The sequence below is a fragment of the Nocardia thraciensis genome (assembly GCF_054782435.1).
The window spans coordinates 322158-346364 of record NZ_BAAGSM010000043.1; the positions used below are offsets into that span (position 1 = coordinate 322158).

Annotated in this window: 20 protein-coding genes and 1 pseudogene; 9 read left to right on the plus strand and 12 right to left on the minus strand. The window is 69.1% G+C overall.

All coding sequences use genetic code 11. The annotated features are described in order from the left end of the window. The first annotated feature begins 121 nt into the window (after positions 1-121). Positions 122-1060: an alpha/beta hydrolase gene (locus tag ACYVLQ_RS28810; RefSeq protein ID WP_460700648.1), complete on the plus strand. Its 939-nt coding sequence runs from the start codon at positions 122-124 to the stop codon at positions 1058-1060. 201 nt (positions 1061-1261) lie between these two features. Here the strand turns inward: ACYVLQ_RS28810 and ACYVLQ_RS28815 are convergent, their stop codons facing one another. Next, positions 1262-2956: a metallophosphoesterase family protein gene (locus ACYVLQ_RS28815; protein WP_460700649.1), complete on the minus strand. Its 1695-nt coding sequence runs from the start codon at positions 2954-2956 to the stop codon at positions 1262-1264. Between the two features lie 121 nt (positions 2957-3077). Here ACYVLQ_RS28815 and ACYVLQ_RS28820 point away from each other — a divergent pair, with 121 nt between their 5' ends. Both ACYVLQ_RS28820 and ACYVLQ_RS28825 read left to right on the plus strand, forming a co-directional pair. Further along, positions 3078-3413 carry a TfoX/Sxy family protein gene (locus ACYVLQ_RS28820; protein WP_460700650.1) on the plus strand — a complete coding sequence of 112 codons (336 nt, stop codon included), beginning with the start codon at positions 3078-3080 and terminating at the stop codon, positions 3411-3413. Positions 3414-3481: 68 nt separating this feature from the next. Next, positions 3482-3610, plus strand: coding sequence for a hypothetical protein (locus ACYVLQ_RS28825; RefSeq protein ID WP_460700651.1), 129 nt, complete (start codon positions 3482-3484; stop codon positions 3608-3610). Positions 3611-3621: 11 nt separating this feature from the next. Here the strand turns inward: ACYVLQ_RS28825 and ACYVLQ_RS28830 are convergent. Further along, positions 3622-3919 (minus strand): annotated as a pseudogene (locus ACYVLQ_RS28830) (helix-turn-helix domain-containing protein). A gap of 130 nt (positions 3920-4049) precedes the next feature. On the opposite strand from ACYVLQ_RS28830, the gene casG reads away from it, so the two are divergent. Continuing rightward, positions 4050-5741 carry a steroid-24-oyl-CoA synthetase gene (gene casG / locus ACYVLQ_RS28835; RefSeq protein WP_460700738.1) on the plus strand — a complete coding sequence of 564 codons (1692 nt, stop codon included), beginning with the start codon at positions 4050-4052 and terminating at the stop codon, positions 5739-5741. A gap of 197 nt (positions 5742-5938) precedes the next feature. Here casG and ACYVLQ_RS28840 read toward each other — a convergent pair whose 3' ends face one another. From ACYVLQ_RS28840 to ACYVLQ_RS28875, 8 genes are all read right to left on the minus strand, one after another. Further along, entirely contained in the window at positions 5939-6445 is a 507-nt protein-coding gene (locus ACYVLQ_RS28840; protein WP_460700652.1) for an anthrone oxygenase family protein, read from the minus strand. 75 nt (positions 6446-6520) lie between these two features. After that, a complete protein-coding gene (locus ACYVLQ_RS28845) occupies positions 6521-7081 on the minus strand; it encodes a PadR family transcriptional regulator (protein ID WP_460700653.1) in 561 nt (186 codons plus the stop codon). Positions 7082-7103: 22 nt separating this feature from the next. Further along, entirely contained in the window at positions 7104-7487 is a 384-nt protein-coding gene (locus tag ACYVLQ_RS28850; RefSeq protein WP_460700654.1) for a VOC family protein, read from the minus strand. An 88-nt stretch (positions 7488-7575) separates the two neighbouring features. After that, complete coding sequence (locus tag ACYVLQ_RS28855) at positions 7576-8502, minus strand: serine/threonine-protein kinase (RefSeq protein WP_460700655.1); 927 nt, start codon at positions 8500-8502, stop codon at positions 7576-7578. Between the two features lie 70 nt (positions 8503-8572). Next, positions 8573-9313, minus strand: coding sequence for a respiratory nitrate reductase subunit gamma (gene narI, locus ACYVLQ_RS28860; RefSeq protein WP_460700656.1), 741 nt, complete (start codon positions 9311-9313; stop codon positions 8573-8575). Beyond that, positions 9310-9990 carry a nitrate reductase molybdenum cofactor assembly chaperone gene (gene narJ / locus ACYVLQ_RS28865; protein WP_460700657.1) on the minus strand — a complete coding sequence of 227 codons (681 nt, stop codon included), beginning with the start codon at positions 9988-9990 and terminating at the stop codon, positions 9310-9312. The genes narI and narJ overlap by 4 nt, the downstream gene beginning before the upstream one ends. Beyond that, the gene (narH, locus tag ACYVLQ_RS28870; protein WP_460700739.1) at positions 9987-11657 is read right to left on the minus strand and encodes a nitrate reductase subunit beta; all 1671 of its coding nucleotides are present in this window, start codon (positions 11655-11657) and stop codon (positions 9987-9989) included. Before narH ends, narJ begins: the two co-directional genes overlap by 4 nt. Before the next feature lie 10 nt (positions 11658-11667). Beyond that, complete coding sequence (locus tag ACYVLQ_RS28875; protein WP_460700740.1) at positions 11668-15375, minus strand: nitrate reductase subunit alpha; 3708 nt, start codon at positions 15373-15375, stop codon at positions 11668-11670. A 353-nt stretch (positions 15376-15728) separates the two neighbouring features. Here ACYVLQ_RS28875 and ACYVLQ_RS28880 point away from each other — a divergent pair, with 353 nt between their 5' ends. Next, positions 15729-16166 carry a YdeI/OmpD-associated family protein gene (locus ACYVLQ_RS28880; RefSeq protein WP_460700658.1) on the plus strand — a complete coding sequence of 146 codons (438 nt, stop codon included), beginning with the start codon at positions 15729-15731 and terminating at the stop codon, positions 16164-16166. Between the two features lie 55 nt (positions 16167-16221). Here the strand turns inward: ACYVLQ_RS28880 and ACYVLQ_RS28885 are convergent, their stop codons facing one another. Together ACYVLQ_RS28885 and ACYVLQ_RS28890 are read right to left on the minus strand one after the other, a co-directional pair. Further along, entirely contained in the window at positions 16222-16509 is a 288-nt protein-coding gene (locus ACYVLQ_RS28885; RefSeq protein ID WP_460700659.1) for a hypothetical protein, read from the minus strand. 85 nt (positions 16510-16594) lie between these two features. Then, on the minus strand, positions 16595-18892 hold the full coding sequence (locus tag ACYVLQ_RS28890; RefSeq protein WP_460700660.1) for an arylsulfatase: 2298 nt from the start codon (positions 18890-18892) through the stop codon (positions 16595-16597). Positions 18893-19073: 181 nt separating this feature from the next. Here ACYVLQ_RS28890 and ACYVLQ_RS28895 point away from each other — a divergent pair, with 181 nt between their 5' ends. Genes ACYVLQ_RS28895 through ACYVLQ_RS28910 form a run of 4 tightly spaced genes read left to right on the plus strand, consistent with a single transcriptional unit; the run spans position 19074 to position 24196 of the window. Continuing rightward, positions 19074-20660, plus strand: coding sequence for an ABC transporter substrate-binding protein (locus ACYVLQ_RS28895; RefSeq protein ID WP_460700661.1), 1587 nt, complete (start codon positions 19074-19076; stop codon positions 20658-20660). Then, entirely contained in the window at positions 20657-21616 is a 960-nt protein-coding gene (locus tag ACYVLQ_RS28900) for an ABC transporter permease (protein ID WP_460700662.1), read from the plus strand. Before ACYVLQ_RS28895 ends, ACYVLQ_RS28900 begins: the two co-directional genes overlap by 4 nt. Positions 21617-21644: 28 nt before the next feature. Then, entirely contained in the window at positions 21645-22502 is an 858-nt protein-coding gene (locus ACYVLQ_RS28905) for an ABC transporter permease (protein WP_460700663.1), read from the plus strand. After that, complete coding sequence (locus ACYVLQ_RS28910; protein ID WP_460700664.1) at positions 22499-24196, plus strand: dipeptide ABC transporter ATP-binding protein; 1698 nt, start codon at positions 22499-22501, stop codon at positions 24194-24196. The genes ACYVLQ_RS28905 and ACYVLQ_RS28910 overlap by 4 nt, the downstream gene beginning before the upstream one ends. Positions 24197-24207 lie beyond the last annotated feature (11 nt).

Genomic DNA, 24207 nt, shown 5'->3' on the forward strand with positions numbered 1-24207 from the left:
CCGGGCAGGAAGCGCCGCGCAGGGGCGAACACGCCCGCCGACATCGACGATGAACACCCTGTGACAGTGCGATACTCCGTGAATGCACCGGCTACCGCGCTGTCTGGCTGTCCTGTTCGTGATGTTTGCCGTCGTTCTACCGGTCTCCGCGGTCGCCGATACCGGCGAAACTCCGGCAATTCTCGACGTCCGGCCGCTGGGCGGCCGCCAGTTCGAGGTGGTCGTCCATTCCGTGGCGATGCGCAAGCCGGTCACGGTCTGGGTGTCGCATCCCGGCGCGGGGGCCCCGGCGCTGTATCTGCTCAATGCCGTCGACGGCGGCGAGGACGGCGGCCCGTGGACCGCCCGCACCGATGTCGCGCAGTTCTTCTCCGACAAGCCGGTCAACCTGATCGTGCCGATGGGCGGGCGGGCCAGCTTCTACACCGACTGGGTGTCCGACGATCCGGTGCTGGGCCGAAACCAGTGGTCCACCTTCCTGATTCGGGAACTGCCGCCGCTGCTGGAACAGCACTTCCGGATGAACGGGCGCAATGCCGTTGCGGGAACGTCGATGTCGGCCACCTCGGCGCTGGATCTGGCGATCCACGCGCCGGGGATGTACCGGGCCGTGGGCTCCTACAGCGGATGCCCGCGCACCAACGACCCGGTGGCCCGCGCCTTCGTCCATTCGCAGCTGGGCGTTTTCGGGGCGAATGCGGCCAATATGTGGGGCGGGCCGGACAATCCGGCCTGGGTGGCGCACGACCCGGTGATCAACGCCGACCGCCTGCGCGGTGTGGCGCTGTACATGTCCGCCGGTAGCGGGAGTCCGGGCGTGCACGACACCCTCGCCGACCCGTCGATCGCGGGCAACGCCGCCAAGCTCGCCGACCGGATCGCGGTGGGCGGCGTGATGGAGTCGGTCGTCAACGGCTGCACCCGCGAACTGGCCGACCGCCTTGATGCGCTGGGCATTCCGGCCACCGTGGCCTTCCGGCCGGGCACCCACGCCTGGCCCTATTGGGAGGACGACGTGCACAATTCGTGGCCGCTGTTCGCCGCCGCCCTCGGGGTGTGATCCCGGCCAAAAGCGCGCCGGGAACATGGGCGGTCATGCGCAGGTCATGTGCGGGACGTGGCCGGTCATGCGCGGAAACGTGGCCGGGTCGTGCACGGAAACGTGCCCGGGTCATGTGCGGGGACGTGCCCGGGCCATGTGCGGGAACGTGGGTGGGTCATGCGGGAACGTGCCCGGGTCATGTGCGGTTCCATGGGTGGGTCATGGGCGGGTGCGGCGGTAGGTGAGCTTGTCGAATTCGCGGCCGTACTCGTCGACCGCGACGACGTCCATTTCACTGGCGAAGAAGCCCGGCCGCACGTCGACCCGGAGGAACGAGTAGTTGCGGAAGCGCACTCGCGACCACGGCGCCGCCTCGTCCTGTTTGCCGCCGTCCGCGGTCCACACGTAGCTGTTGGGCACCGCGGTGTCGGCGAGTTCGTGGCCGCGATAGGTCTCCTGCGAGCCGGGCTGGAATTCGTAGCGGGGCCGCCCGCCGCCGCCGACGGTGTAGTACACGGTGCCGTCGGATTCCGGATAGACGATCGCGTTGTCGCCCGCCACCTTGGTCGCGCGTGCGGCGCGGATGGGGTCGGTGCGCTCGAAGACATGATTGTGGCCCTGCAGCACCAGATCCACCTCATAGCGGTCGAACAGACCGCACCACGCGTCGCGCAGGCCGCCGTCGCTGGCGTGCGATTCGGTGGTCGAGTAGGCGCAGTGGTGGAAGAAGCAGACGATGAAGTCGATATTCGGATCGGCCCGGTAGGCGGCGAGAGTCCTTTCCGCCCAACCGGTCTGGGCGCCGCCGGAGTATCCGGTGTTGGCCCTGATCTCGTAGGAGATGTCGTTGGCGTCCAGCGACAGCACCGCCACATTGCCGTAGGTGAACGAATAGGCCGAGGGGCACCCGGCCGGTCCGTTGCCCGGGAAGTCCAGGCGCGCAAGGTGTCCGCCGTAGCCGTTGGCGCCGTAGGCGGCCTCCATATCGTGGTTGCCGGTGGCGAACATCCACGGGGTGGTCGACGCGCTGGCCTCTATGGCGCCGAGGTACACGTCCCACACGTACGGGTTGAACTTGTCGAATCCGCTGCCCGCCTTGCCGCCCGAGGGCACGAACTGCGGGCTCTTGCCCGCGCCGGAGGGATCGGCGTAGGCGATATCGCCCGCGAGCACGTGGAAATCCGGTCGGGCGGCGACGATTTGGCGCATCACATTGTCCGCGTGCCGCACGGTCGGCTCGTTGTCGGCCTTGTAGTACATGTCGTCGTAGTCGCCGGGCGCCACCCCGGCGGGCTGCCCCGGCGCCTCGTCGGTGCCCTGATCGCCCATCATCGTGAACCGGAAGGGCAGCACGGCGTTTCGCGCGGTGGGCATGGCGGTGGCCGCCGACCGGATCTCGCCCACGAAACCGTCGGAGGTGCGCCACCGGTAGAAGTGCGGCATCCGGCCCGGCAGCCCGTCGATCGGCGCGTGCACGTAGAACTGTTCGGCCGCGAGCACGCCGCCGTCGCTGCTCGGGATCTGGGTGACCAGGTCGCGCACCTCCGCCTCGACGCTGCCGCCCAATGCGGGGGTGGCGCCGTGGTCGAGGAAAACCTTGGCGCCGTTGGGGTTTCGCGACAGCTGCGCCGAGAACCGGAGCTGGCTGGCGGCATCGGCGCCGAATCCGACGTGCCGACCGCCGATCGTCAGCCGGGCGTCCTCGGCGTAGGCGCGACCCGCGAAGGGAGAGGTGCCGACGGCCGCCACCGCCGCGGCCGCTCCGCGCAGGAAGTTGCGCCGCGATACCGAGTGCCGACGCAGGTAGGCGCGGTGCCATTCGTGCTGCTCGGCCATGGTCATGGTGGCGGCCAACGGCTCGGGAATCCCGGTGTCGGGGATATCGCCAGGCGGGTTCAAGCGATTCGACGGCATGACGTCGAATGCTCGTCAAGGCCGCGGGTCGTGGCAACTCGGACACCGTCCATCGCTGGGGAATTCGGGGCGAATTCTTCGTGCGGACGAACTTGTCGGTGGCGGAGGTCACAATGCCCGTATGGCCTATGACGAGGAACTGGCCGACCGGATCCGTGATCTGCTCGGCCCCATGCTGCCGGAGACGGTCGAGAAGAAGATGTTCGGCGGGCTGTCGTTCATGGTGGGCGGCAATATGGCGGTGGCCGCCAGCGGCAAGGGCGGCCTGCTGGTCCGGGTCGATCCCGCCGAGGTGGACCGTCTCGTCGACGGTGAACTGGTCGCGCCGATGGTGATGGGCGGGCGGTCGATGCACAACTGGCTGCGGGTGGACACCACACTGCTGGCGGACGACGACGCGCTGCGCGGCTGGATCGACCGCGGTGTCGGCTACGCACGCAGGCTGCCGCGGAAGTAGGACCCGGGGGTTCCGGAGTATCTACGATGGGTGTGCAACCGTTCACAGAAGCTGGACGGGGTGCGTTCGTGGAGCGACCTGATCACGAGCCCGGCGCCACCTGGCCGTCCCGCCGGGAGACCCGTCGCTTCGACCTCGGGGTATACGACGTCTCGTCCGCACCGGCAGAGGAGCCGGAGGGCTCGGTCGCGAGCTGAGTCGGCGTCGGTCAGCCGGGAGTTCGCAGGGCCGGGAACCAGATGTCGGTCAGCACCTCGGCGGCGCGGGCGGCGGTGACGTCGATGGTGCCCTGTATGGCCCAGCGGGTGAAGAACCGTTCCAGCTGGGCCACCAGGAGTTCTATCCGCAGCGATGGCGCGCAGCGCCTCGGCCTTACCGGTGAAGTGCAGGTAGAAGGTGGCGCGACTGCAGCCGACGGCCGCCGCGATGTCGTCGACGCGCACGCTCGAATACCCCTGACCCTCGAACAGCTGCCGCGCCGCGTCGACGATCCGGGCGCGGGTCAGCCGCTTCTGCTCGTCGCGGAGCGAACCCCGGTGTCCAGCGACTGCTAGCGTGTGTCACGTCACGAGTGCAACAAGTTCTAGTTTCGTTGCCATAGGAGAGCAGAAGTTGGACCCACGCGAACCGTCCCGGCTGCTACGAGAGCCCGCACAGGCTGCTGCCGCCCGGATCGCCGCCGAACTGACCGGCCCGGGTGGGCCGTTCGAACTGGCTGTGGAGCGGGTGCTCGGGGCACCGATCCCGGTGCTGCGCCATCGCCGCCGTTCACTGGCGGAACTGCTCGACGCCTCCCTCGCCTGGGAGGAGCGCGAATACCTGGTGACCGCGGACAGCCGGATGTCGTTCGCAGAGCACGCGGCCGCGGCCGGTGCGCTGGCGCAGGCGCTGGCGGAGCGGTACGGGGTCGGCAAGGGCGACCGCATCGGCATCCTGGCCGCCAACAGCCCGGAATGGGTCGTCGCCTTCTGGGCGGCACAGTGTCTGGGCGCGATTCCCGTCGGCTACAACGCGTGGTGGGCGCCGCGGGAGATCGCCTACGGGCTCGAGCACACCCGACCGGCCGTGGTCATCGCGGACGCGAAAAGGGCAGACGCGATAAGAACAGACGCGACCAGCGAGTCGCTGCTGGACGAGGGGCGCGGCCAGGATTCCGCGGCGGCCGTCCCCGTGCTCACGATGGAGGACGACCTGCCGCGGCTGCTCGCCGAGTACGCCGGTGCGAATCCGAGAACCGCAGTGGCCGAGGACGATCCGGCGGTGATCCTGTACACCAGCGGCACCAGCGGACGCCCCAAGGGCGTGGTGCATTCGCATCGAAACCTGGTGGCCGTCACGGACTATCACCGTTTCACCGATGCGCTGACGGCGGCCTTCCGCGGCCTGCCGCACCGGGAGCCGAGCGATAAGCGCTTCCTGCTCACCTCGCCGCTGTTCCACATCGCCAGCCTGCACAACCTGGTGATCCCGCGGCTGGCGACCGGTGCCGCCGTCGCGATCCACCAGGGCGCCTTCGACGTCGACCGGCTGCTGCGACTGGTGGAGCGCGAGCGGGTCACCAACTGGGGTGCGGTGCCGACGATGGCGAGCCGGATACTCGACCACGATCTGTCCGGCTACGACCTGTCGGCGCTGACGGCGTTCTCGCTCAATGCCGCCCCGTCCTCCCCGGCGTTCCATCGGCGGTTGCGCGAGCGGTTGCCGGTCGCGCAGGTGGCGCTGACGACCAGCTACGGGCTGACCGAAAGCGGCACGGCCGCAACAGTTGCCACGCCTCCCGAGCTGATCGCGCATCCCGAGACCGTGGGCCGCCCCATACTCGGCGTCGCGGTGGAGATCCGCGACCCCGAGGGCCGGCTGCTGCCCGACGGTGAGGAGGGCGAAATCTGCGTCCGCAGCCCGTACGTGATGGTCGGGTACTGGAACGACGAGGCCGCCACCGCCGCCGCCATCGATTCCGGCCGCTGGCTGCGGACGGGCGATTTCGGGACGTTCGAGGACGGGCGGCTGCGATTGTCCGGCCGCCGTTCGGATCTCATCCTGCGCGGCGGGGAGAACGTGTACCCCACCGAGATCGAGAACGTGCTCGACGAGCATCCGGCCGTGCTGGAGTCGGCGGTGCTCGGGGCGCCGCACGCGGACCTCGGCCAAGAGGTGGCGGCCGTCGTGGTCGTCGCCGATCCGGCCGCGGTGACCGCGGCGGCGCTGCGCGACTTCGCCGCGGCACGACTGGCCTACTTCAAGGTCCCCGCCCGCTGGGTGATCACCGATAAGCCGTTGCCGCGCAACGCGACAGGGAAGGTCGTGCGGCGCGAGATCGAAATCTGACCGCGAGGTGATCCCATGTACGACAGCACTATCCAGGCGGCTGCTGATCTGCGCGCCGATATGGGCCACCGGTCCGGGATCGCCCAGCACGCCGGAGCGACGGTTTCGCGGTAGCCGGGACACGGTCTCCCCGAAAGCTGAACCGGCGAGCCGAATTCGGCTCGCCGGAGGTGGGATGTGCTGGGGTGCAGGATGTCTCACCCCCGGCCCGCGCACCGCAGCGCCCAGGCCAGCGCGCCGAGGGCGCCGGTGTTGGCAAGCGCGCGCAGGATGTTCAGCCGCACCCAGGGCCCTTCGAACTGCTGCCGCAGGGCTGCGAGGTCGTCGCCGTCTGTGACGGCGGCCAGCTGATTGTTCAGCGGAATATTGCCCGCCGAGGTGATCAGGAAGCTGACGATATTGAGCGCCAGCGCGGCCAGGATCCACCACAGCACCATGCGCTGGTCCGTCCGCAGGTGCAGGGCCGCCGCGACGACCGTGAAGACGACCGAGCCGAGGAAGCTGAACATGAAGGCCGGGTTGACGATGACATTGTTGATCTTGTTCATCACGTCTACGAAGGTGCGGTCGTCGACCTGCCGCAGCGCCAGCATCACCGAACTGGCGTAGGCGTAGAACACACCGGCCAGCAGGCCGGTCGAGAGGGCGGCCACCACCAGGGAGATGGCGCCGAACGTCTGGGTGGTGGTGCTTGTCGTTTGCATGAACCCAGTACACCGGGCGGCGGCCGGATCGGACATCGCCGCGACGCTCTCGCGCATGCGTGAGCGTCCACGGCGTCAGTCGTCGGCCATGCGGAACGCCCCGCCCTCCAGCCGGTCGATGAGGCGCCGGGTCCAGGCCGCGCGGCTGTCGGCCGTGTCGAGCCACAGGCCGATGACCTCGCCGACCGGACCCCAGGCGTCGAGGTCGGTGTCCGGGGGCAGGTGGGAGGTGATGCTCGCGCGCCATTCGGCGAGCTCGCGCGCCCGATCGCGGAGCAGCGCGACGGCGTCCGCGCGGGGGAGGTCGTCGATGAAGCCGACCGCGGCCGCGAGCATGTCCAGGCGCGGATCACGGCGGGCGAGGGCCGAGCGCAGCAGTTCGAGGTAGGCCTGCTCGCCCTCCGCGGTCAGTTCGTATTCCGTGCGCGGCGGCCCGCCCGCCTGGCTCGGGGCGGATTCGTGCGCGCGCAGCAGCTCGTCCTTGGTGAGCGACTTCAGCGCGTGGTACACCGAACCCGAAGTGGCCCTGGCCCATTCGTGCGCGCCCCAGGACTCCAGATCCGCGCGCACCTGGTAGCCGTGCGCGCGGCCGTGCCGCCGGACCGCGCCGAGTACGAGCAAACGAACCGCCGTCACGGGGAGCCTCCTGTTCGGGTTCTCAGCTGGTGCTGACCCACCACAGTGTGCCGAACGGGTCCACGAAGGCGCCCGCCCGGCTGCCGTCGTCCTGGGTCACCACCTCGGCGGCCGACCGCGCACCGGCGGCGACCGCCCGCTTGCAGGCGTCCTCGGGGTCCGGCACGACGGCCCACATCTGGACGTGCACCGGTTCGGTCGGCGATTTCAGGCAGCGGCCGCCGTCGGGGCCGGAGTCCGCGAAGAACACCGAGCTCTCGCCGATGCGCGCCTCCGCGTGGATCACCCGCTTCGGGTCCGAGGGTAGCGGGATCTGGGTCGGCACCTCGGCCCGGAAGACCTGCTCCAGGAAGGTCCGGAAGACGCGTGCGTCGTCGACCATCACGTACGGGGTTACGGAAGGCATCCGATCTCCTAACTAGCCAAATTTGGTTACCTTCGAAGCATAGCTCGAGTAGCCTAATTTGGCTAGAAGGATAGTGCGGAGAGCGCCCTCAGCGCCTGCTGGCGGCCGTCAGCCCGCCGAACCGGACGAGTCGACCATGGAGGCGGTCGCGCAGATTGGCCAGCGGGCGGGGGTCGATGCCACGCAGCGCCTCCGAGAGCAGACGGACAGGCTCGCCGCACGAGTCGTAGCGTGCGGCGGGGTCCTTCGCGAGCGCCCGGTGCAGGATCGTGTCGACTTCCGGCGGGATCCAGTGTCTGGTCTCGGAGATTTCCGGGGGCGGGTCGTGCAGGTGGGCGCTGGCGGTGGCGTTGAGGTTCGCGCGGACGAACGGCGGTCGCCCGGTGAGCAGTTCGACGGCCGAGCACGCCAGCCCGTACTGGTCCGTCGCCGGGGATACGGCGCCCGCCCGCAGCAGTTCCGGAGCGGCGTAGGGCACCGATACGACGACGAAACCGTCGGTGGCCAGGTCCGGTTCGGGCCGGTGCAGCCATCGGGCCTGATCGAAGTCCGAGACCCGCACGGCCGCGGGCTCGGTCGTGCCGAGCAGGACGTTGGCGGGTTTGACATCGAGATGGACGACGTCGTTGGCGTGTGCGAAATCCAGTCCCGCCGCGACATGGGTCAGCATGTGCAGTACCCGCCGCAGATTCGGATGCTGATGCGGCATCCGCACCAGGGCCGACCCTGTCGTCCCCGCCACGTACTCGTGGGCGGACCACAGGCGGCCGCGGAACTCACCGTGGTCGTACATCCGCACGATATCGGGATGCCGCAGCGCGGACAGGATCTCGAACTCGTGCACGAAGCGCGCCCGCGCGGCCGACGACCCGCTGTCGTTCGGCCCCAGCACCTTCAGCGATACGGTCCGCGAGCATTCTCGGTCCTGCGCGAGATACACCGCGCTGCTGCCGCCCTGGCCGAGCTGGGTCTTGATGACAAACCCCGCAAACTGATCGCCCGGCTCCAGTGGCACGGTCTCACCCTAGTGCTTCGGCGGCCGCCGCGGGTAGCTCCGACCATTGCCGAGCAGCCCGTCCCGGGGGTCAGCGGCGGCCGGGCGGGACCGCCGGGGCCTGCCAGGCTCGGGCGTAGCGTCGTTTGTCTCGGGCGTGGTGTTCCTTGCTGCGGTAGACGACGTAGGGGCGGACCAGGTAGCCGACGGGAGCGCTGAACATGTGGACCAGGCGGGTGTAGGGCCAGATGCCGATCAGGGTCAGCACGATCAGGCCGTGCGCCTGGAAGGTCCAGGGGGTGCCGACCATCAGCTCGGGCTCCGGGTGCAGCGTGAAAAGGCCGCGGAACCACGGGGATACGGTCTCGCGGTAGTTGTGCCTGCCCCACAGCAGATTGCTGCCGACGGTGTTGAGCAGGCCGGTGACCAGGGCACCGGCGAGCAGCGTGTACATCACCTTGTCGTTGGTGGTGGTCGCCCGCCGCACCGCGGGCACGGTGACGCGCCGGTACATCAGGATGGCGATCCCGGCGATGACGGCGACTCCGGCGATCGTCCCGGCCGTCACCGCGACCAGGTGGTAGAGGTGCTCGGAGACGCCGATCGCCGCAGTCCAGGACTCGGGGATGAGCACGCCGAGCACGTGCCCGCCGATGACGCCGAGCATGCCGAAATGGAACAGCGGGCTGCCCAGGCGCAGCAGGCGGGACTCGTAGATCTGCGAAGACCGTGTGGTCCAGCCGAATTGGTCGTTGCGGTAGCGCCACAGGTGGCCGAGCAGGAACGAGGTGAAGGCCACGTACGGCAGCGTGATCCAGAGGGTGGTGGTCATCGGCGGCCTTCCGATCCGGCGAACAGCGAGGGGTCCATCGCGAACGGGTCCAGGCCGACCTCCTCCTCGGGCGGTCCCTGGGCGGCGAGTTCGGTGATGCGGCGGCGGTCAGCGGTGGTGAGGGGCGGCAGCGTCGCGACGACCGCGGCGAGCGCGCCCGCATAGGGAGATCCGCTGTCGGACAACGACAGTCGCAGCAGTTCGAGGACCGGCACGTGCTCGCCGAGCAGGCGTTCGCCGCCGATCGGGTCCACGGTGGCGGCGAACTCCAGCAGCACCGCGAGATGGTCGGGCAGCTCGGTGTCGTCGAGTTCCACCCCGGCATGCCGGTAGGCGTGCTTGAACCGCAGCAGCGCCATGCCGCGCTTGCGGGTGTCGCCGTAGGCGTAATAGGTCAGGTGCAGGCTGGTGCGGCGGCGCAGGTCGAAGGTCTCGACGTACCGCTGGGCGAGGGCGAGAGGGGCGGTGGTGCGCAGGTGCAGTAGCACGCCGTCCAGGTGGGAGCGCACCTCTTCCGGCAGTTCTTGTGCGGCACTGGCGATTTCCTCGACCATGGCCAGTGTTTCCCGGCTCGGGTAGTCCAGGAGCAGTGCCGCGATCCGCCAGGCCAGGCAGCGGTCGCGCTCGGAGACCTGGACGGTGGGTTCGGGCCGTCGGCGTATCTTCAGCAGGCTCATCGCGCGACCCTGCTCGGCTCGGGAACCGTTGTGCCGGAACCGTTCACTGCAGCGCCGCTGTGGCCGTCGCCGTTCGATCCGCTGCGGGAGGGGAGTAGGCCGTTGGTGGACTTGCCGTCCCAGTCGAGCAGGTTGACGCGGGAGGACTTCTCCTCGGGCGCGGCGCCGTTGGTGTCGGTGAGGCGGAACTTGTCGTCCATGACGTCGAAGGCGGTCATGCCGGGGCCGCCGTCGACGTCGAGGCTGCAGCCGGTGGCCAGCGAATCCAGTTCGTGCGCACGGGATGTGGCGCCGCTGGGGATCACGTAGCGGTGCTCGTACTTGGCGATGGCCAGCAGCCGGTACATCGCCTCGACCTCCTCCGGCTCCAGCCGCACCGACTCCGGAATGGACAGGTCGGGCTCCTGGCCCAGGTTGATCGAGCGCATGAAGGCCCGCATCCCCGCCAGGCGCTGCAGCGCGGCGCGCACGGGACCGACCTCACCGGCGGTGAACAGCTCCGCCAGGTACTCCACGGGAATGCGCAGGGCATCGATCGCCCCGAACAGGTTGTCCACGTTCTCGCCGTCGTGCCCGGTCTCCGACAGCACGTCCACGACCGGCGACAGCGGCGGCACGTACCAGACCATCGGCATGGTCCGGTACTCCGGATGCAGCGGCAGCGCGATCTGGTAGTCGACGATGAGCTTGTAGACCGGCGAATCCTGCGCCGCCTGAATCCATTCCGGGGAGATCCCGGCGCGTTCGGCCTCCGCGATCACGCGCGGATCGTGCGGGTTGAGGAACACTCCCAATTGGGCGGGGTAGAGGTCCTTGTCGTCCGGCGTCGACGCCGCCTCCAGCACCGCGTCGGCGTCGTAGAGCATGACGCCGATGTAGCGCAGCCGCCCGACGCAGGTCTCCGAGCACACGGTCGGAATGCCGACCTCCACGCGCGGATAGCAGAAGGTGCATTTCTCCGCCTTGCCCGTCTTGTGGTTGAAGTAGATCTTCTTGTACGGGCATCCGGTGACGCACTGCCGCCAGCCGCGGCACTTGTCCTGGTCGACGAGCACGATGCCGTCCTCGGCGCGCTTGTAGATCGCGCCGGACGGGCACGAGGCCGCGCACGACGGGTTCAGGCAGTGCTCGCAGATCCGCGGCAGGTAGAACATGAAGGTCTGCTCGAACTCGAGCTTCACCTGATCGGACAGCTCGGACAGCAGCGGGTCCTTGCCGACCTGCTCGGGGCCGGAGCCCAGGTCGTCGTCCCAGTTGGCGCCCCACGTGACCTTCGTATCCTCGCCGGTGATCAGCGATTTCGGCCGCGCCACCGGGGTGGTGTCCATGGCCGGGGAGCTGAGCAGGTTGTCGTAGTCGTAGCTCCACGGGTCGTAGTAGTCCGACACGGTGGGCAGGTCCGGATTGGCGAAGATGTTGAGCAGCCGCTTCATTCGCGATCCGGATCGCAGGGCGAGGCGGCCCTTGCGGTCCAGCTTCCAGCCGCCCTTCCACTTCTCCTGGTCCTGGTACCGGCGCGGATAGCCTTGCCCGGGGCGGGTTTCCACGTTGTTGAACCACACGTACTCGGTGCCGGACCGGTTGGTCCAGGCCTGCTTGCAGGTGACGCTGCAGGTGTGACAGCCGATGCACTTGTCCAGGTTCATCACCATGGCCAGCTGCGCCATGACTCGCATGTCAGTACTCCACTTCTTGGCTGCGCTTGCGGATCGTGGTCACTTCGTCGCGCTGGTTTCCGGTGGGGCCGTGGTAGTTGATCGCGAACGACTGCTGGGCGTAGCCACCGATCAGGTGTGAGGGCTTGATCATGATGCGGGTCAGCGCGTTGTGGATGCCGCCGCGTTTTCCCTTGGCGCCGTTCATATTCGGCGACCCCTCGATGCGGGGAACGTCCACCGCGCGGTCTTGGGCGTGGTACATGAACACGGTGCCTTCGGGCATGCGGTGGCTGACGATGGCGCGGGCGACCACGATGCCGTTGCGGTTGCTCGCCTCGATCCAATCGTTGTCGGCGACACCGATTTTCGCCGCGTCCTTCTCCGACATCCAGATGGCCTGCCCGCCGCGCGAGAGCGTGAGCATGTGCAGGTTGTCCTGATAGGCCGAGTGGATCGACCACTTGGAGTGCGGGGTCAGATACCGCACGGTGACGCCGCTGTCGCTCACCGCGCCCACGTCGGGCTCCCGGAACAACGCGGTCATATCCAGCGGCGGCCGGAAGATCGGCAACTGCTCGCCGAGTTCGATCATCCAGTCGTGGTCGAGGTAGAAGTGCTGGCGGCCGGTGAGGGTGTGCCAGGGCTTGAGCCGCTCGGTGTTGATGGTGAACGGCGAGTACCGGCGCCCGCCGGTCTCCGAGCCGGACCACTCCGGCGAGGTGATCACCGGGACGGGCCGGGCCTGGGTGTCGGCGAAGGTGATTCGCTTGCCCTCGTGTTCGGCGGCCAGGTCGGCCAGCTTGGTTCCGGTGCGCCGCTCGAGCGCTTCGAACCCCGCCACGGCGAGGCGGCCGTTGGTGGTGCCGGACAGTGCCAGGATGGCCTCCGCCGCGTGGACGTCCTTGGCCAGCGACGGGCGACCCTGCGCGGCGCCCGACACCACCGTGCCGTTGACGCCCGCGAGGTATTCGACTTCGGCGTCGGGGTGCGTGGTGACGCCCTTGGTGGTAACGCCGAACTGCTCGATCAGCGGCCCGAGTGCGGCCATCTTCTCGGCGATCTTCGGGTAGTCCCGTTCCACCACGACGAGTCTCGGCATGGTCCGGCCCGGAATCGGTTCGCATTCACCGGCTTTCCAGTCCAGCACCCGGCCGCCGGGCTGGGCCAGCGCGTCGGCCGTGTCGTGCAGCAGCGGCACCGCGACCAGATCCTTGCGGGTGCCGAGGTGCTTCTCGGCCAGCCAGGAGAATCCGCGCGCGATGCGGTGGAACGCCTCGAAATCGGTCTTGGCCTCCCATGGCGGCGAGATGGCCGGGGAGAAGGCGTGCACGAACGGGTGCATATCGGTGGATGACAGATCGTGCTTCTCGTACCAGGTCGCCGCGGGCAGCACGATATCGGAGAACAACGTGGTGGAGGTCATCCGGAAGTCCAGCGACAGCAGCAGATCCAGCTTGCCGGTGGCGGCGGTGTCGCGCCACTCCAGTTCCTGCGGGCGGACCCCGGTCGCCTCGCCGGTCTGCAGGTTGGAGTCGGCGCCCAGCAGATGCCGGTGGAAGTACTCGTTGCCCTTGCCGGAGGAGCCGAGCAGGTTGGCCCGCCACACGGTCAGGCAGCGCGGGAAGTTCTCCGGCGCGTCCGGGTCCTCGCAGGCGAAGCGCAGATCCCCGGATTTCAGACCGTCGACCACGTACTCCTGCGGGGTCTTACCCGCCGCGTCGGCCTCGTCGACGAGATCGAGCGGGTTGCGGTTGAGCGTCGGATAGCTCGGCATCCAGCCCAGCCGCGACGCCAGCGCGATGTTGTCCGCCGCGGTGCGCCCGGCGAACCGCCCGGAACCCAGTGGGGAGGAGAAGGATTCGGCGGTGAACGGGTCGTAGCGCCACTGGTCGTTGGCCAGGTACCAGAACACGGTGCCCTGCATCTGACGCGGCGGACGCTGCCAGTCCAGGCCGAATGCCAGTGTGGCCCAGCCGGTGACGGGGCGGCACTTCTCCTGGCCGACGTAGTGCGCCCAGCCGCCGCCGTTCACGCCCTGACAGCCCGTGAGCAGGGTGAGGGTGAAGAACGAGCGGTAGATCTGATCGGAGTGGAACCAGTGGTTGGTGCCCGCGCCCATGAGGATCATCGAGCGACCGCCGGAACGGTCGGCGTTGTCGGCGAATTCGCGCGCGATCCGGGCCGCCTGTACCGCGGGGACGCCCGTGATGATCTCCTGCCAGGCCGGGGTGTAGGGCTCGGCCGCGTCGTCGTACCCGGTCGGCCACTCGCCGGGCAGGCCTTCGCGCGCCACGCCGTACTGGGCGAGCAGCAGGTCGAAGACCGTCGTGACGCGTGTGCCCGCGACGATTCCGGTCGGCACGCCGCGACTCAGCACGCCGTCCTCGTCCGAGTCGTAGCGAGGCAACCGCACGGCCGCAACGTCATCGGTGCGGCCGTGCAGGGTCAACAGGGGATCGACGTCCCCCAGATCGAGGTTCCAGTGGCCCGCGCCGGACTCGGAAAAGCGATGTCCCAGAGCGCCGTTCGGCACCACCGGGTTGCCGTCGGCGTCCAGCAGCACGGTCTTGTGCTCGGCGCCCTCGCCCGTCTCGCCGAGATCGGCCGCGGTGAGGAACTTTCCGGGCACCCAGGCACCCTCGTGCTCGTCGAGCGTGATCAGGTACGGCAGATCGGTATAGCGCTTGGTGTAGTCGAGGAACCGGGGCGTGGCCTTGTCGACGAAGAATTCCTTCAGGATCACGTGACCCATCGACATGGCAAGGGCCGCATCGGTTCCCGGCCGGGCGGGCACCCACTCGTCGGCGAACTTGGTGTTGTCGGCGTAGTCGGGGGAGACGACGACGACCTTCTGGCCGCGGTAGCGGGCCTCGGTCATGTAGTGCGCGTCCGGCGTGCGAGTGACGGGGACATTGGAGCCCCACATGATCAGGTAACCGGCGTCGAACCAGTCCGCGGATTCGGGCACGTCGGTCTGGTCGCCGAACACCTGCGGCGAGGCCACCGGCAGGTCCGCGTACCAGTCGTAGAACGACAGCATCGACCCGCCCAGCAGCGAGATGAACCGCGCCCCCACGGCATGCGACACCATCGACATCGCGGGGATGGGCGAGAATCCGGCCACCCGGTCCGGGCCGTAGCGCTTGATCGTGTGGACGTGCGCCGCCGCGGCGATCTCCGCCGCCTCCCACCATTCGGCGCGCACGAAGCCGCCCTTGCCGCGCGCCGACTTGTACCGCTTCGCCTTCTCCGGGTCCTCGACGATCGCCGCCCAGGCCGCCACCGGATCCTTCACCGCGGTCTTGGCCTCGCGGTACATCTCGAGCAGCGTGCCGCGCACATACGGATATCGCACGCGCGCAGGCGAATACGTGTACCAGGAGAACGAGGCGCCGCGCGGGCAGCCGCGCGGCTCGTACTCCGGCTTGTCGGAGCCGACGGAGGGATAGTCGGTCTGCTGGGACTCCCAGGTGATCACGCCGTCCTTGACGTAGATCTTCCACGAGCACGAGCCCGTGCAGTTCACGCCGTGCGTGGAGCGCACCACCTTGTCGTGGGCCCAGCGGTCGCGATAGAACTCGTCGGCGCCGCGCCCGCCCACCTTGTGCACGGTGCGCAGATCGCCGGAGACCTCACCGCGATTGAAGTATTTGCCCAGCCGAAGCAGCGCGTCCCCGGTCGATCCGCCGTCGAAATCGGAGGGGGTCGAACTCTTTGAATGCGAAATAACCACAACGCCCCTTCGAGCTGGAAATCGGGCTGCTGCACCGAGAGTAAGGACGCTCGGGGAGGGGGCAAAACGGTTCTCTCACAACGCTCCTGCGGCACCTGTGAGTTGTGAGGCCGGGGAAACGTGGCGGTCACTGCGCCGCCGTGGACCTGCCCTGCCTGGCCGGGGCCGACCTGCGGCGATGTCGGTTTCCGGCCCCGCGGGGGCTTCCGGGCGGCGTTCCGGTGATGCTTTGGAAACGGCCGGTTCTCGGGCGTTTTACATTTGTTAACACCGCACGGTAAATCGTTTGCCCGCCGATCGCGGCGGATATCCGACACTCGCGGCGGCGTCCGGAATAGCATGCGGTCATGCAGCGATTCGAGGCCACGATCGAGTCCGCCCGGGGCGGCGGCGCCTACGTGTCCGTGCCCGCCGAGGTGGTGGCGGCGCTCGGCGGCGGCGGGCGGATTCCCGTCCGGGCCACCTTCGACGGGGTCGATTACACGGGATCGATCGTGTCGATGGGCGACGGCCCGTGTATCGGCCTGCTGAAATCCATTCGCGCGGCGGTCGGCAAGGAGCCCGGCGAGACGGTCTCGGTCACGGTCGAGCGCGACACCGCCGAGCGGACCGTGGCGGTACCCGAGGATCTGGCCGCGGCGCTCGCCGAGGTCGGGCTGCGCGAGAAATTCGACGGGCTCTCCTATTCCCGCCGTCGCGAGCAGGTGCGGTCCGTGGCCGACGCGAAGCGGCCCGAGACGCGCGCCGGGCGTATCGGCAAGATCGTCGACGCGCTGCGCGGATAACGCTCACCGCCGCTCCTGGCACATCGGCGAGACCGTCGACGCATCGCGGCCCCGGTCACCAGCAGAACCGCACCGGGTGGGTGAACATCGCCGTGACCACGGCCAGGTCGACCACGACGGCCAGCCAGGCGGCCGGTACCACCCATCGGGACCGAAATATGAACGCGCACACCGCGAACGGCAGCGTCCAGACCGCGAGGGTGGCGATCACCCACCAGCCGCCCGCCATATCGACCCGCGGCGTGGTGCTGCCGCAGCGCGTGTCCGCCGCCTGGAACAGCCCGATTGCCACGCTCCATGCCGCCGCGGCCGTCCACGCGATCGCGGCGACCGCGGCTGCCACCCGGGGAATGTGCCGACGCAACCGCACGGTCCCATCCTGCAACGGGCTGTGCCGGAACGTGGCCTATTTCGGGGGTCGGTCATGGTTACTCGGCCAATACTTCGGCCTCCGCCTCGACGGCGCGCACGGTCTGTTCGGGAACGCGCAGCTGGCCCGGGGTGTAGGTGATCGCGCGCAGGTCTCCGGTGTAGCGGAACGGGCCGCGGCGTTCGCGCAGGCTCCATTCGACCGGTCCGCGCGCGTCCACGCCGACGGAGATGCCGGTCCACGGGGCCATGCCGACCAGTTGGACCTGGTCGAGCAGCTGCGCTACCGGCTCCCCGTCGATGCTGACGGTGAAATCCCAGCGCAGCCGGGGACGCACCAGGGCGGCGACCGTGACCCACCGCGCGCCCGCGGGAACCGGTGCGGTGGCGGTGGCGTAGCGGCCGTAACTGTTGAATCCGAATATCGCCTGCCCGTCCTCGAGGAAGAGCACGTAGCCGCCCTGCGGATCGCCGTGCGCCACCAGCACGCCCTCGTCGCCGGGGATGTACCCGCCCAGTTCGGCGGTGACGGTGAAGTCGCGATAGGCGATCAGCCGTTGCGAACGGTATCGCTCGAGCGTGGGGGTGCCGGGCAGCAGCCGCAGCGGCCGCGCCAGCCGCGCCTCCTCGGGTCGGCGGCGCGCCAGATCCGCGCGGGTGAGCAGCGGGAACACGGTGTTGTGCCAGGCGGCTTCGTCCCATGCGCGGGCGAGCTCGGCGACCTTCTCCGGGAACCGCGCCGCGACGTCGTGCAGTTCGGTCGGATCGGTGCGCACGTCGAACAGCTGCCAGCGCGGGTCGTCGATATCGGCGCCCGGTTCGTGCAGCGCGAGCAGCTTCCACCCGTCGCGGTAGAAGCCGCGGTGCCCGGTCATCTCCGAGTACTGCTCGATGTGTGCCGAGGTCGCCCGCGGATCGCGCAGTACGGACGCGGCCGAGACACCGTCGAAATCCTTGGCGGTCAGGCCGTTTCGCACGGTTGGCCGCCGCAGACCGGCCAGCTCCAGCAGTGTCGGCGCCAGGTCGGTGACGTAGACGTACTCGCGGCGAATCGCGTTGGCGGGCAGTCCCTTCGGCCACGACACCAGGAACGGCACCCGCACGCCCCCGGCGAAGGTCTGGCCCTTGTAGAACCGGAACGGCGTGTTCGACGCCTGCCCCCAGCCGCGCGGGTAGTGCACGCCGAGTCGTGCGGTGCCGATCAGCTCCTCGTCGTGCGGCACGTCCCCGACCCAGTCCGGATCGTCGACACGCGCGAATTCCGCCAGGTAGCTACGGGTTCCGACGGGGCCGCCCTCCGCCGTGCCGCCGTTGTCGGAGGTGAAGACGACGATGGTGTCGTCCAGCTCGCCCAGCCGCTCCACGACGTCCAGCAGGCGGCCCAGGTTCTGGTCGATATTGTCGACCATCGCCGCGTAGACCTCCATGTAGCGCGCGAAGCGGTGCTGTTCCCCGGCCGACAGCGAATCCCACTCCTGGGCCTCGTATCCCGGCTCGGTATTGCGCGGCTTCTGCCGCGTGCCCTCCGGAAACAGTCCCTGCGCCAGCTGCGCCGCGAAACGGCTGTGCCGCAGTCGATCCCAGCCCGTGGCGTAACGGCCGCGATACTTCTCCAGATCGACCGCCTTGGCCTGCAGCGGGCCGTGCATCGCGACATGGGCGAAGTAGAGGAAGAACGGCTTGTCCGCCTCGTGGGCCCGCAGGTCCTTCAGGTACGAGATCGCCCTGTCGGTGAGATCGTCGGTGACGTAGTAGTCGTCCGGGTAGCTCTCCACGTCGACGACCGAACCGTCGGATACGATCTGGTTCGGGTAGTAGTAGGAGTTGAAGCCCTCCAGCGATCCGTAGTAGCGGTCGAAGCCGCGCTGGGTAGGCCACGAATCCCGATGTGCCGCAGGGTTCATGGTGGCGTCTCGGACCAGGTGCCACTTGCCCACCGCGTAGGTGGCATAGCCGTTGGCGCGCAGGGTCTCCGGCAGCGTGAGCACGTCGTCGGCCAGTTCCAGCCGCAGGCCCGGGTAGCCGGGATCGGCATTGGCGACGAATCCGAAACCCGCTCGGTGCGGGTTGATCCCGGTGAGCAGGGCCGCCCGCGACGGTGAGCACAGCGGGGTGGTGTGATAGTTGGTGAGCCGGATACCCTGCGCGGCAAGGCGATCCAGGGTGGGTGTCTCGATCTCCGAACCGAACGGGCCGATGTCGCTGAAACCCATGTCGTCGACCAGCACCACGATGATGTTCGGGGCGCCCGCGGGCGCGGCCGGGGGATAGCTCCACTGCGGTTCGGCGTCGGCGGTGGTGCGGCCGATCGGTGCGGTGACGTTCTCGTAGCCGCGGGCATGGTCAGGCACAGACATCGGTCCAGCGAAACGGGGCAGCGGGGGTGTTCGCCAGGGTTTCGCGCAGGGTGCGCGCAACCGGTGCCGACCGGTTCGGGGCGCTCTACCGTCGGTTCGTGCGGCTCGTCGTGCTGCTGCTGTCGGCGCGCGTGAACGGTCGTCATGACAGCGGTCCGCCAGTACCTCGAGGATTTCCCAGATGAGTTCACCACCCGGCGCCTTATCGCGCCGCACCCTCCTGCGCGGGGCGAGCGTGTCCGCGCTCGCCCTCTTCGGCGGTGGCGCACTGGCGGCCTGCGCCTCGGCGGTGCACGAACTCGACGCCGCCGGTGACGACGCGACCCCCGTTCGGGGCGGCACCCTGAAGGTGGGCACGCCGTACGACATCGTCCCCGCCAATATCCTCACCAATACCGCGACGACACCGGCGGTGATCGGCCTGGTCTACGAGACCCTGATCCGCTACCCGAACGACAGACTGGAACCGCGACCGCTGCTGGCGAGGTCGTGGCGGCTGGCCCCGGACGGGCTGTCGCTCGCGCTGGAGTTGCGCGACGACGTCCTCTTCCACAGCGGGCGGCCCTTCACCTCCGCCGATGTCGAATTCGCGCTGCGCACCTACGCCGACCCGAAATGGTCGGCGCAGCTGAAGAGCACCGCCGCCGCGATCACCGAGTACGACACCAGCGCACCGCACCGCATCGTGCTGCGCTTCGCGCACCCGCTGGGCAATATCTTCGATCTGCTCGACACCGCGCCGATCCTGGACCGCGAGACCATGGGTGAGCTGTCGGCCGGTGAGAAGTTCATCGGCACCGGGCCTTTCCGCTTCACGGAGCGAATTCCCAACAGCCGCATGGTGTTCGAGCGCAACGAGCGGTACTGGATCCCCGACCGGCCCTATCTGGACCGGGTGCAGCTGTCGGTGATTCCCGACAGCCAAGCCCAGCTCAACGCGCTGCGATCGGGCCAGATCGCGCTCGCGCACGGCCTGAACTCCCGCGATATCGAGAACCTGTCCCGGCGCGCCGGGTTCCGGACGATCACCTACGACGGCGCCGAACTGCAGATGTATGTCGGTGTGAACCTGCGGAACCCGGCGCTCGCGGATGTCCGGCTGCGGCAGGCGGTCGCGTACGCCATCGACCGGGAGCGCATCGTCGAGGAGGTCTTCCGCGGCGCGGGTTATCCGCTGAACCTACCGTGGCCCAAGACCTCTCCGGCCTACGACGAGGCGCGCAACACGAGGTACGCCCGCGATATCGATCGCGCCCGCGAACTGGTCGCGCAGCTTCCGGCGCCACCGGCGATCCCGCTGTCGTACAACACCGGCCTGCCCGCCTACGGCGCGACCGCCCAGATCGTGCAGGCCAACCTGGCCGAGGCGGGCATCGAGGTGACCCTCGACCCGAACGACGACGCGACCGCGGTGAAGAAGCTGATCGGGGGCCAGTTCCCGGGCCTGTGGGTGACCGACCACTCGTGGGCGCAGTTCGTGCCGTCCACGCTCAATGTCAGCGCCTACCCGTTCAACGCGCGAAAGAACGCCTCCCACTACGAATCTCCGGCCTATGTCGCGGCCGCCGACGCCGCTTGGCGGCGTACCGACGCCACCGGTCCCGCCGCGGTGGCCGCCTACCAAGACGTCAGTGATCGGCTGCTGGAGGGATTGTTCCTCATCGAAATCGGCGCGCGACTCAACCAGGTCGCGGCATCCAAGCGGCTGCACGCGGTGGCATGGACCAAGCGCCGCGAGACCGTCCTCACGGAAGCGTTCCTGTCGTGACCCGATATCTGTTGCGCCGCTTGCCCTCCGCGATGCTCGTGCTGTTCGCGGCCTCGGTGTTGATCTTCCTGCTGATGCGGCTGGTGCCCGGCGACCCGGCGAGCACGCTCGCCGGGCCGGACGCGACGCCGCAGTCGATCGCGGCGATCCGGCATCAGCTGGGACTGGACCGGTCGATCCCGGCGCAGTATCTGAGCTGGCTCGGCGGCCTGGTCACCTTCGACCTCGGCCGGTCCTACATCCTCGGCGGCCAGATCTCCGAGCTGGTCGGCCAGGGGCTGACCAACACCCTGGTGCTGACCGGCGCCGCCCTGCTGCTGGCGATCGTGGCGAGCCTGGGCATCGGTGTGGCGTCGGTGGTCCGGCCGCGCCGCTGGCTGAATACGATTGTGGCGGCGGCGAATACGGCGGCCGTGGCGCTGCCGACCTTCGTGACCAGTGTGCTGCTGGTGCTGGTGTTCGCGATCGCGATTCCGGTGCTGCCCGCGGGCGGGGCGCCGCCGGACGGCTTCATCGCCCGGCCCGATATCGCCGCGCAGTACCTGCTGCTGCCCGCCACGTGCCTGGCGCTGCCCGTGGGCGCCGCGCTCACCCGCTTCCTCACCGAGGCGCTGCACACCGAGCTCGGCAAACCCTATGTGCTGACCGCGCGTTCGCAAGGCATCTCGCAGTGGCAGATCGTCACCCGGGGCGCGCTGCGCAATGCCTTGCCCGCGGTACTGACCGCGCTGGGGATTCAGACCGGCCACCTGCTCGGCGGCGCCGTCCTGGTCGAGGCCGTCTTCGCCTGGCCCGGAATCGGGCAGCTCATCGAACAGGGCATCAACCGGCGCGACTATCCGGTCGTGCAGGTGTTGCTGCTGCTGTCGGTGACGGTGTTCGTGGCGATTCAGCTGCTCACCGACGTCGTGCACGCGTGGCTGGACCCGCGTATCCGGATCGGAGCGGGGACGTGACGGGCGCCATCGTGATCGGAGGGCTGTGGTGAGGACGGTTGTCGAAGGAATGCCTTCGGCCGCAACAGGTTCCGGCGTCGGGCGACCGGTACGGCTACGCGGACAGACAGCGGCGGGATCGGTGCTCGTCGCGCTGATCGTGCTGGCCGGGCTGTTCGCGGGAGCGCTGAGCCGCTACGACCCGACAGCGCAGATCACCGGCGCGAACCTGCTGGGGCCCAGCGGGGCGCATTGGCTCGGCACCGACGAGCTGAATCGTGACGTTTTCGCGCGGGTGCTGTACGGATTGCGGGTCGACCTGCTCATCGTCTTCATCGCGGTACCGGCCGCGGCGGTGCTGGGGTCGGCCATCGGGCTGCTGGCGAGTGTGCACGCCGTAGCGGATACCGTGGCGCAGCGGGTGTTCGACGTTGTCCTCGCCTTTCCGGCGCTCATTCTCGCCATCGCGCTGGCCGCCATCACCGGTCCGGGCGCGCATGCGGTGATCATCGTCATCGTCGCGGCGGAGGTGCCGGTCTTCGGCCGCCAGATCCGCACCGCGATCCTGCGCGTGCGCGAGCAGGCTTTCGTGGAGGCTGCCGAGGTCATCGGCGCGGGCACCTGGTGGACGATGCGGAAACATCTGCTGCCCAACGTCTTCGAGCCGCTGGCGGTGCAGCTGGCGCTGTCGATGTCGATCGCGGTGGCGGTCGACGGCGCGATGAGTTTCATCGGGCTGGGGGTGCGGCAGCCGGAGCCGTCGCTGGGGTCGGTGGTCGCGGAGTCTGTGTCGAATATGGATGCCAACCCGGCCATGGCGGTGGGGCCGCTGGTGATCATCGCCGGGCTGACCCTGGGGTTCCTGTTGATCGCGCAGGGCCTGGGACGAGCGAGGAGGATCGGATGAGTACCGTGCCAGCGACTTCCGGAGCCGACCCGGTCCTCGACATCGCGGGTCTGTCGGTGTATTTCGGCGAACGGGCAGTCGTCGACGGTGTCGCCCTGACGGTCGGCCGCGGCGAGGTCGTCGCCGTGGTGGGCGAATCGGGCTCAGGCAAGTCCATGACGGCCCGATCGGCGCTGGGACTACTGCCGCCCGATGCGCGCGCCGAGGGTTCGATCCGCCTGGGCGGGCACGAAATCGTCGGCGCGAGTGAGCGACAGCTGCGTGTGATCCGTGGCACCCGGGCGGCCATGGTCTTCCAGGAGCCGCAGACGGCGCTGAATCCGGTGCAGAAGATCGGCACCCAGCTCGTCCAGGCGCTGCGCGCGCACGGCCCGATCGCGAAGACCGAGGCCCGGGCTCGCGCCGCCGAACTACTTGCGCTGGTGGGCATTCCGGAACCCGAGCGCCGCCTGCACTGGTATCCGCACCAGCTGTCCGGCGGGCAGAAGCAGCGGGTCGTGATCGCGCTGGCGCTGTCCGGCGATCCGGATCTGCTGATCGCCGACGAGCCCACCACCGCGTTGGATGTGACGGTGCAGGCCGAGATCCTGGAACTGCTGCGGGAGCTGCAGCGGCGCAACGGGACCGCGATCCTGTTCATCACCCATAACCTGGGCGTGGTCGCCGAGATCGCCGATCGGGTGGTGGTCATGCGCGGCGGTCGCGTCGTGGAGGAGCGGCCGGTGCGCGAGCTGTTCGCCGCGCCCCGCGAGGGGTACACCCGAACGCTGCTGGCGGCCGTGCCCCGGCTGCCCGACGCCGCGCCCGTCACCGTGAACGACGCTGCCGCAGCGATCTATCCGGATGGCCGACTCGAATCCGGCGATGGGGGACGAGACGCCGACGGACAGGAATCGGTACTGCGGCTCACCGACCTCACCGTCGTATATCGCTCGCGCGGCAGGCGATTCCGGGCATTGCGGGACGTCTCGCTGTCGGTGGCGCCGCGCGAGGTGATCGGTCTGGTCGGCGAATCCGGCTCCGGCAAGAGCACGTTGGGACGGGCCGCGCTCGGTTTGGTCCCGGCGGAGACCGGCGAGGTCAGCCTGCACGGCACCGCGCTGCGCGGGCTGAAACCGCGGGAACTGCGGGCGCTCCGCAAGAACGTGGCGCTGGTGCACCAGGATGTCGCCGCCTCGCTGGACCCGCGCCGCACGATCGCCGATTCCATCGGCGAACCGCTGCTGGTACACCGCGCGGCGAGCGGTTCGCTGCTGCGGGCCAGGGTTGGCGAACTGCTCGAATCGGTCCGCCTGCCACGCGATTACGCCGTTCGCCGCCCCGCCGAACTCTCCGGCGGCCAGCGCCAGCGCGTGGCCCTCGCGCGCGCACTGGCGCTGGCGCCGCGCCTGCTGGTCGCCGACGAACCCACCAGTGCTCTGGACGTCTCGGTACAGGCCCAGGTCCTGGACCTGTTCGCCGACCTGCGTGCCGAATTCGGCTTCGCCTGCCTGTTCATCAGCCACGACCTGGCCGTCGTACACCAGGTCGCGGACCGGGTCGTGGTGCTGCGGCACGGATCCGTGGTCGAGGCAGGACCACCCGCCGTGGTATTCGGCGAGCCACGGGAGGACTACACCCGCCGACTGTTGGCGGCGGTCCCGGTCCCCGAACCCGCTCGAATCGAGACCGAGCCGCTGGCCCTCGGCGCGTGATGAGGTCTGCC

Bases quoted from the DNA above. Each gene is read 5' to 3' on its own strand.
- ACYVLQ_RS28810 (WP_460700648.1), top strand. From the start codon at position 122: ATGTTTGCCGTCGTTCTACCGGTCTCCGCGGTCGCCGATACCGGCGAA.
- ACYVLQ_RS28815 (WP_460700649.1), bottom strand. From the start codon at position 2,956: ATGCCGTCGAATCGCTTGAACCCGCCTGGCGATATCCCCGACACCGGG.
- ACYVLQ_RS28820 (WP_460700650.1), top strand. From the start codon at position 3,078: ATGGCCTATGACGAGGAACTGGCCGACCGGATCCGTGATCTGCTCGGC.
- ACYVLQ_RS28840 (WP_460700652.1), bottom strand. From the start codon at position 6,445: ATGCAAACGACAAGCACCACCACCCAGACGTTCGGCGCCATCTCCCTG.
- ACYVLQ_RS28850 (WP_460700654.1), bottom strand. From the start codon at position 7,487: ATGCCTTCCGTAACCCCGTACGTGATGGTCGACGACGCACGCGTCTTC.
- narI (WP_460700656.1), bottom strand. From the start codon at position 9,313: ATGACCACCACCCTCTGGATCACGCTGCCGTACGTGGCCTTCACCTCG.
- narJ (WP_460700657.1), bottom strand. From the start codon at position 9,990: ATGAGCCTGCTGAAGATACGCCGACGGCCCGAACCCACCGTCCAGGTC.
- narH (WP_460700739.1), bottom strand. From the start codon at position 11,657: ATGGCGCAGCTGGCCATGGTGATGAACCTGGACAAGTGCATCGGCTGT.
- ACYVLQ_RS28880 (WP_460700658.1), top strand. From the start codon at position 15,729: ATGCAGCGATTCGAGGCCACGATCGAGTCCGCCCGGGGCGGCGGCGCC.
- ACYVLQ_RS28890 (WP_460700660.1), bottom strand. From the start codon at position 18,892: ATGTCTGTGCCTGACCATGCCCGCGGCTACGAGAACGTCACCGCACCG.
- ACYVLQ_RS28895 (WP_460700661.1), top strand. From the start codon at position 19,074: ATGAGTTCACCACCCGGCGCCTTATCGCGCCGCACCCTCCTGCGCGGG.
- ACYVLQ_RS28910 (WP_460700664.1), top strand. From the start codon at position 22,499: ATGAGTACCGTGCCAGCGACTTCCGGAGCCGACCCGGTCCTCGACATC.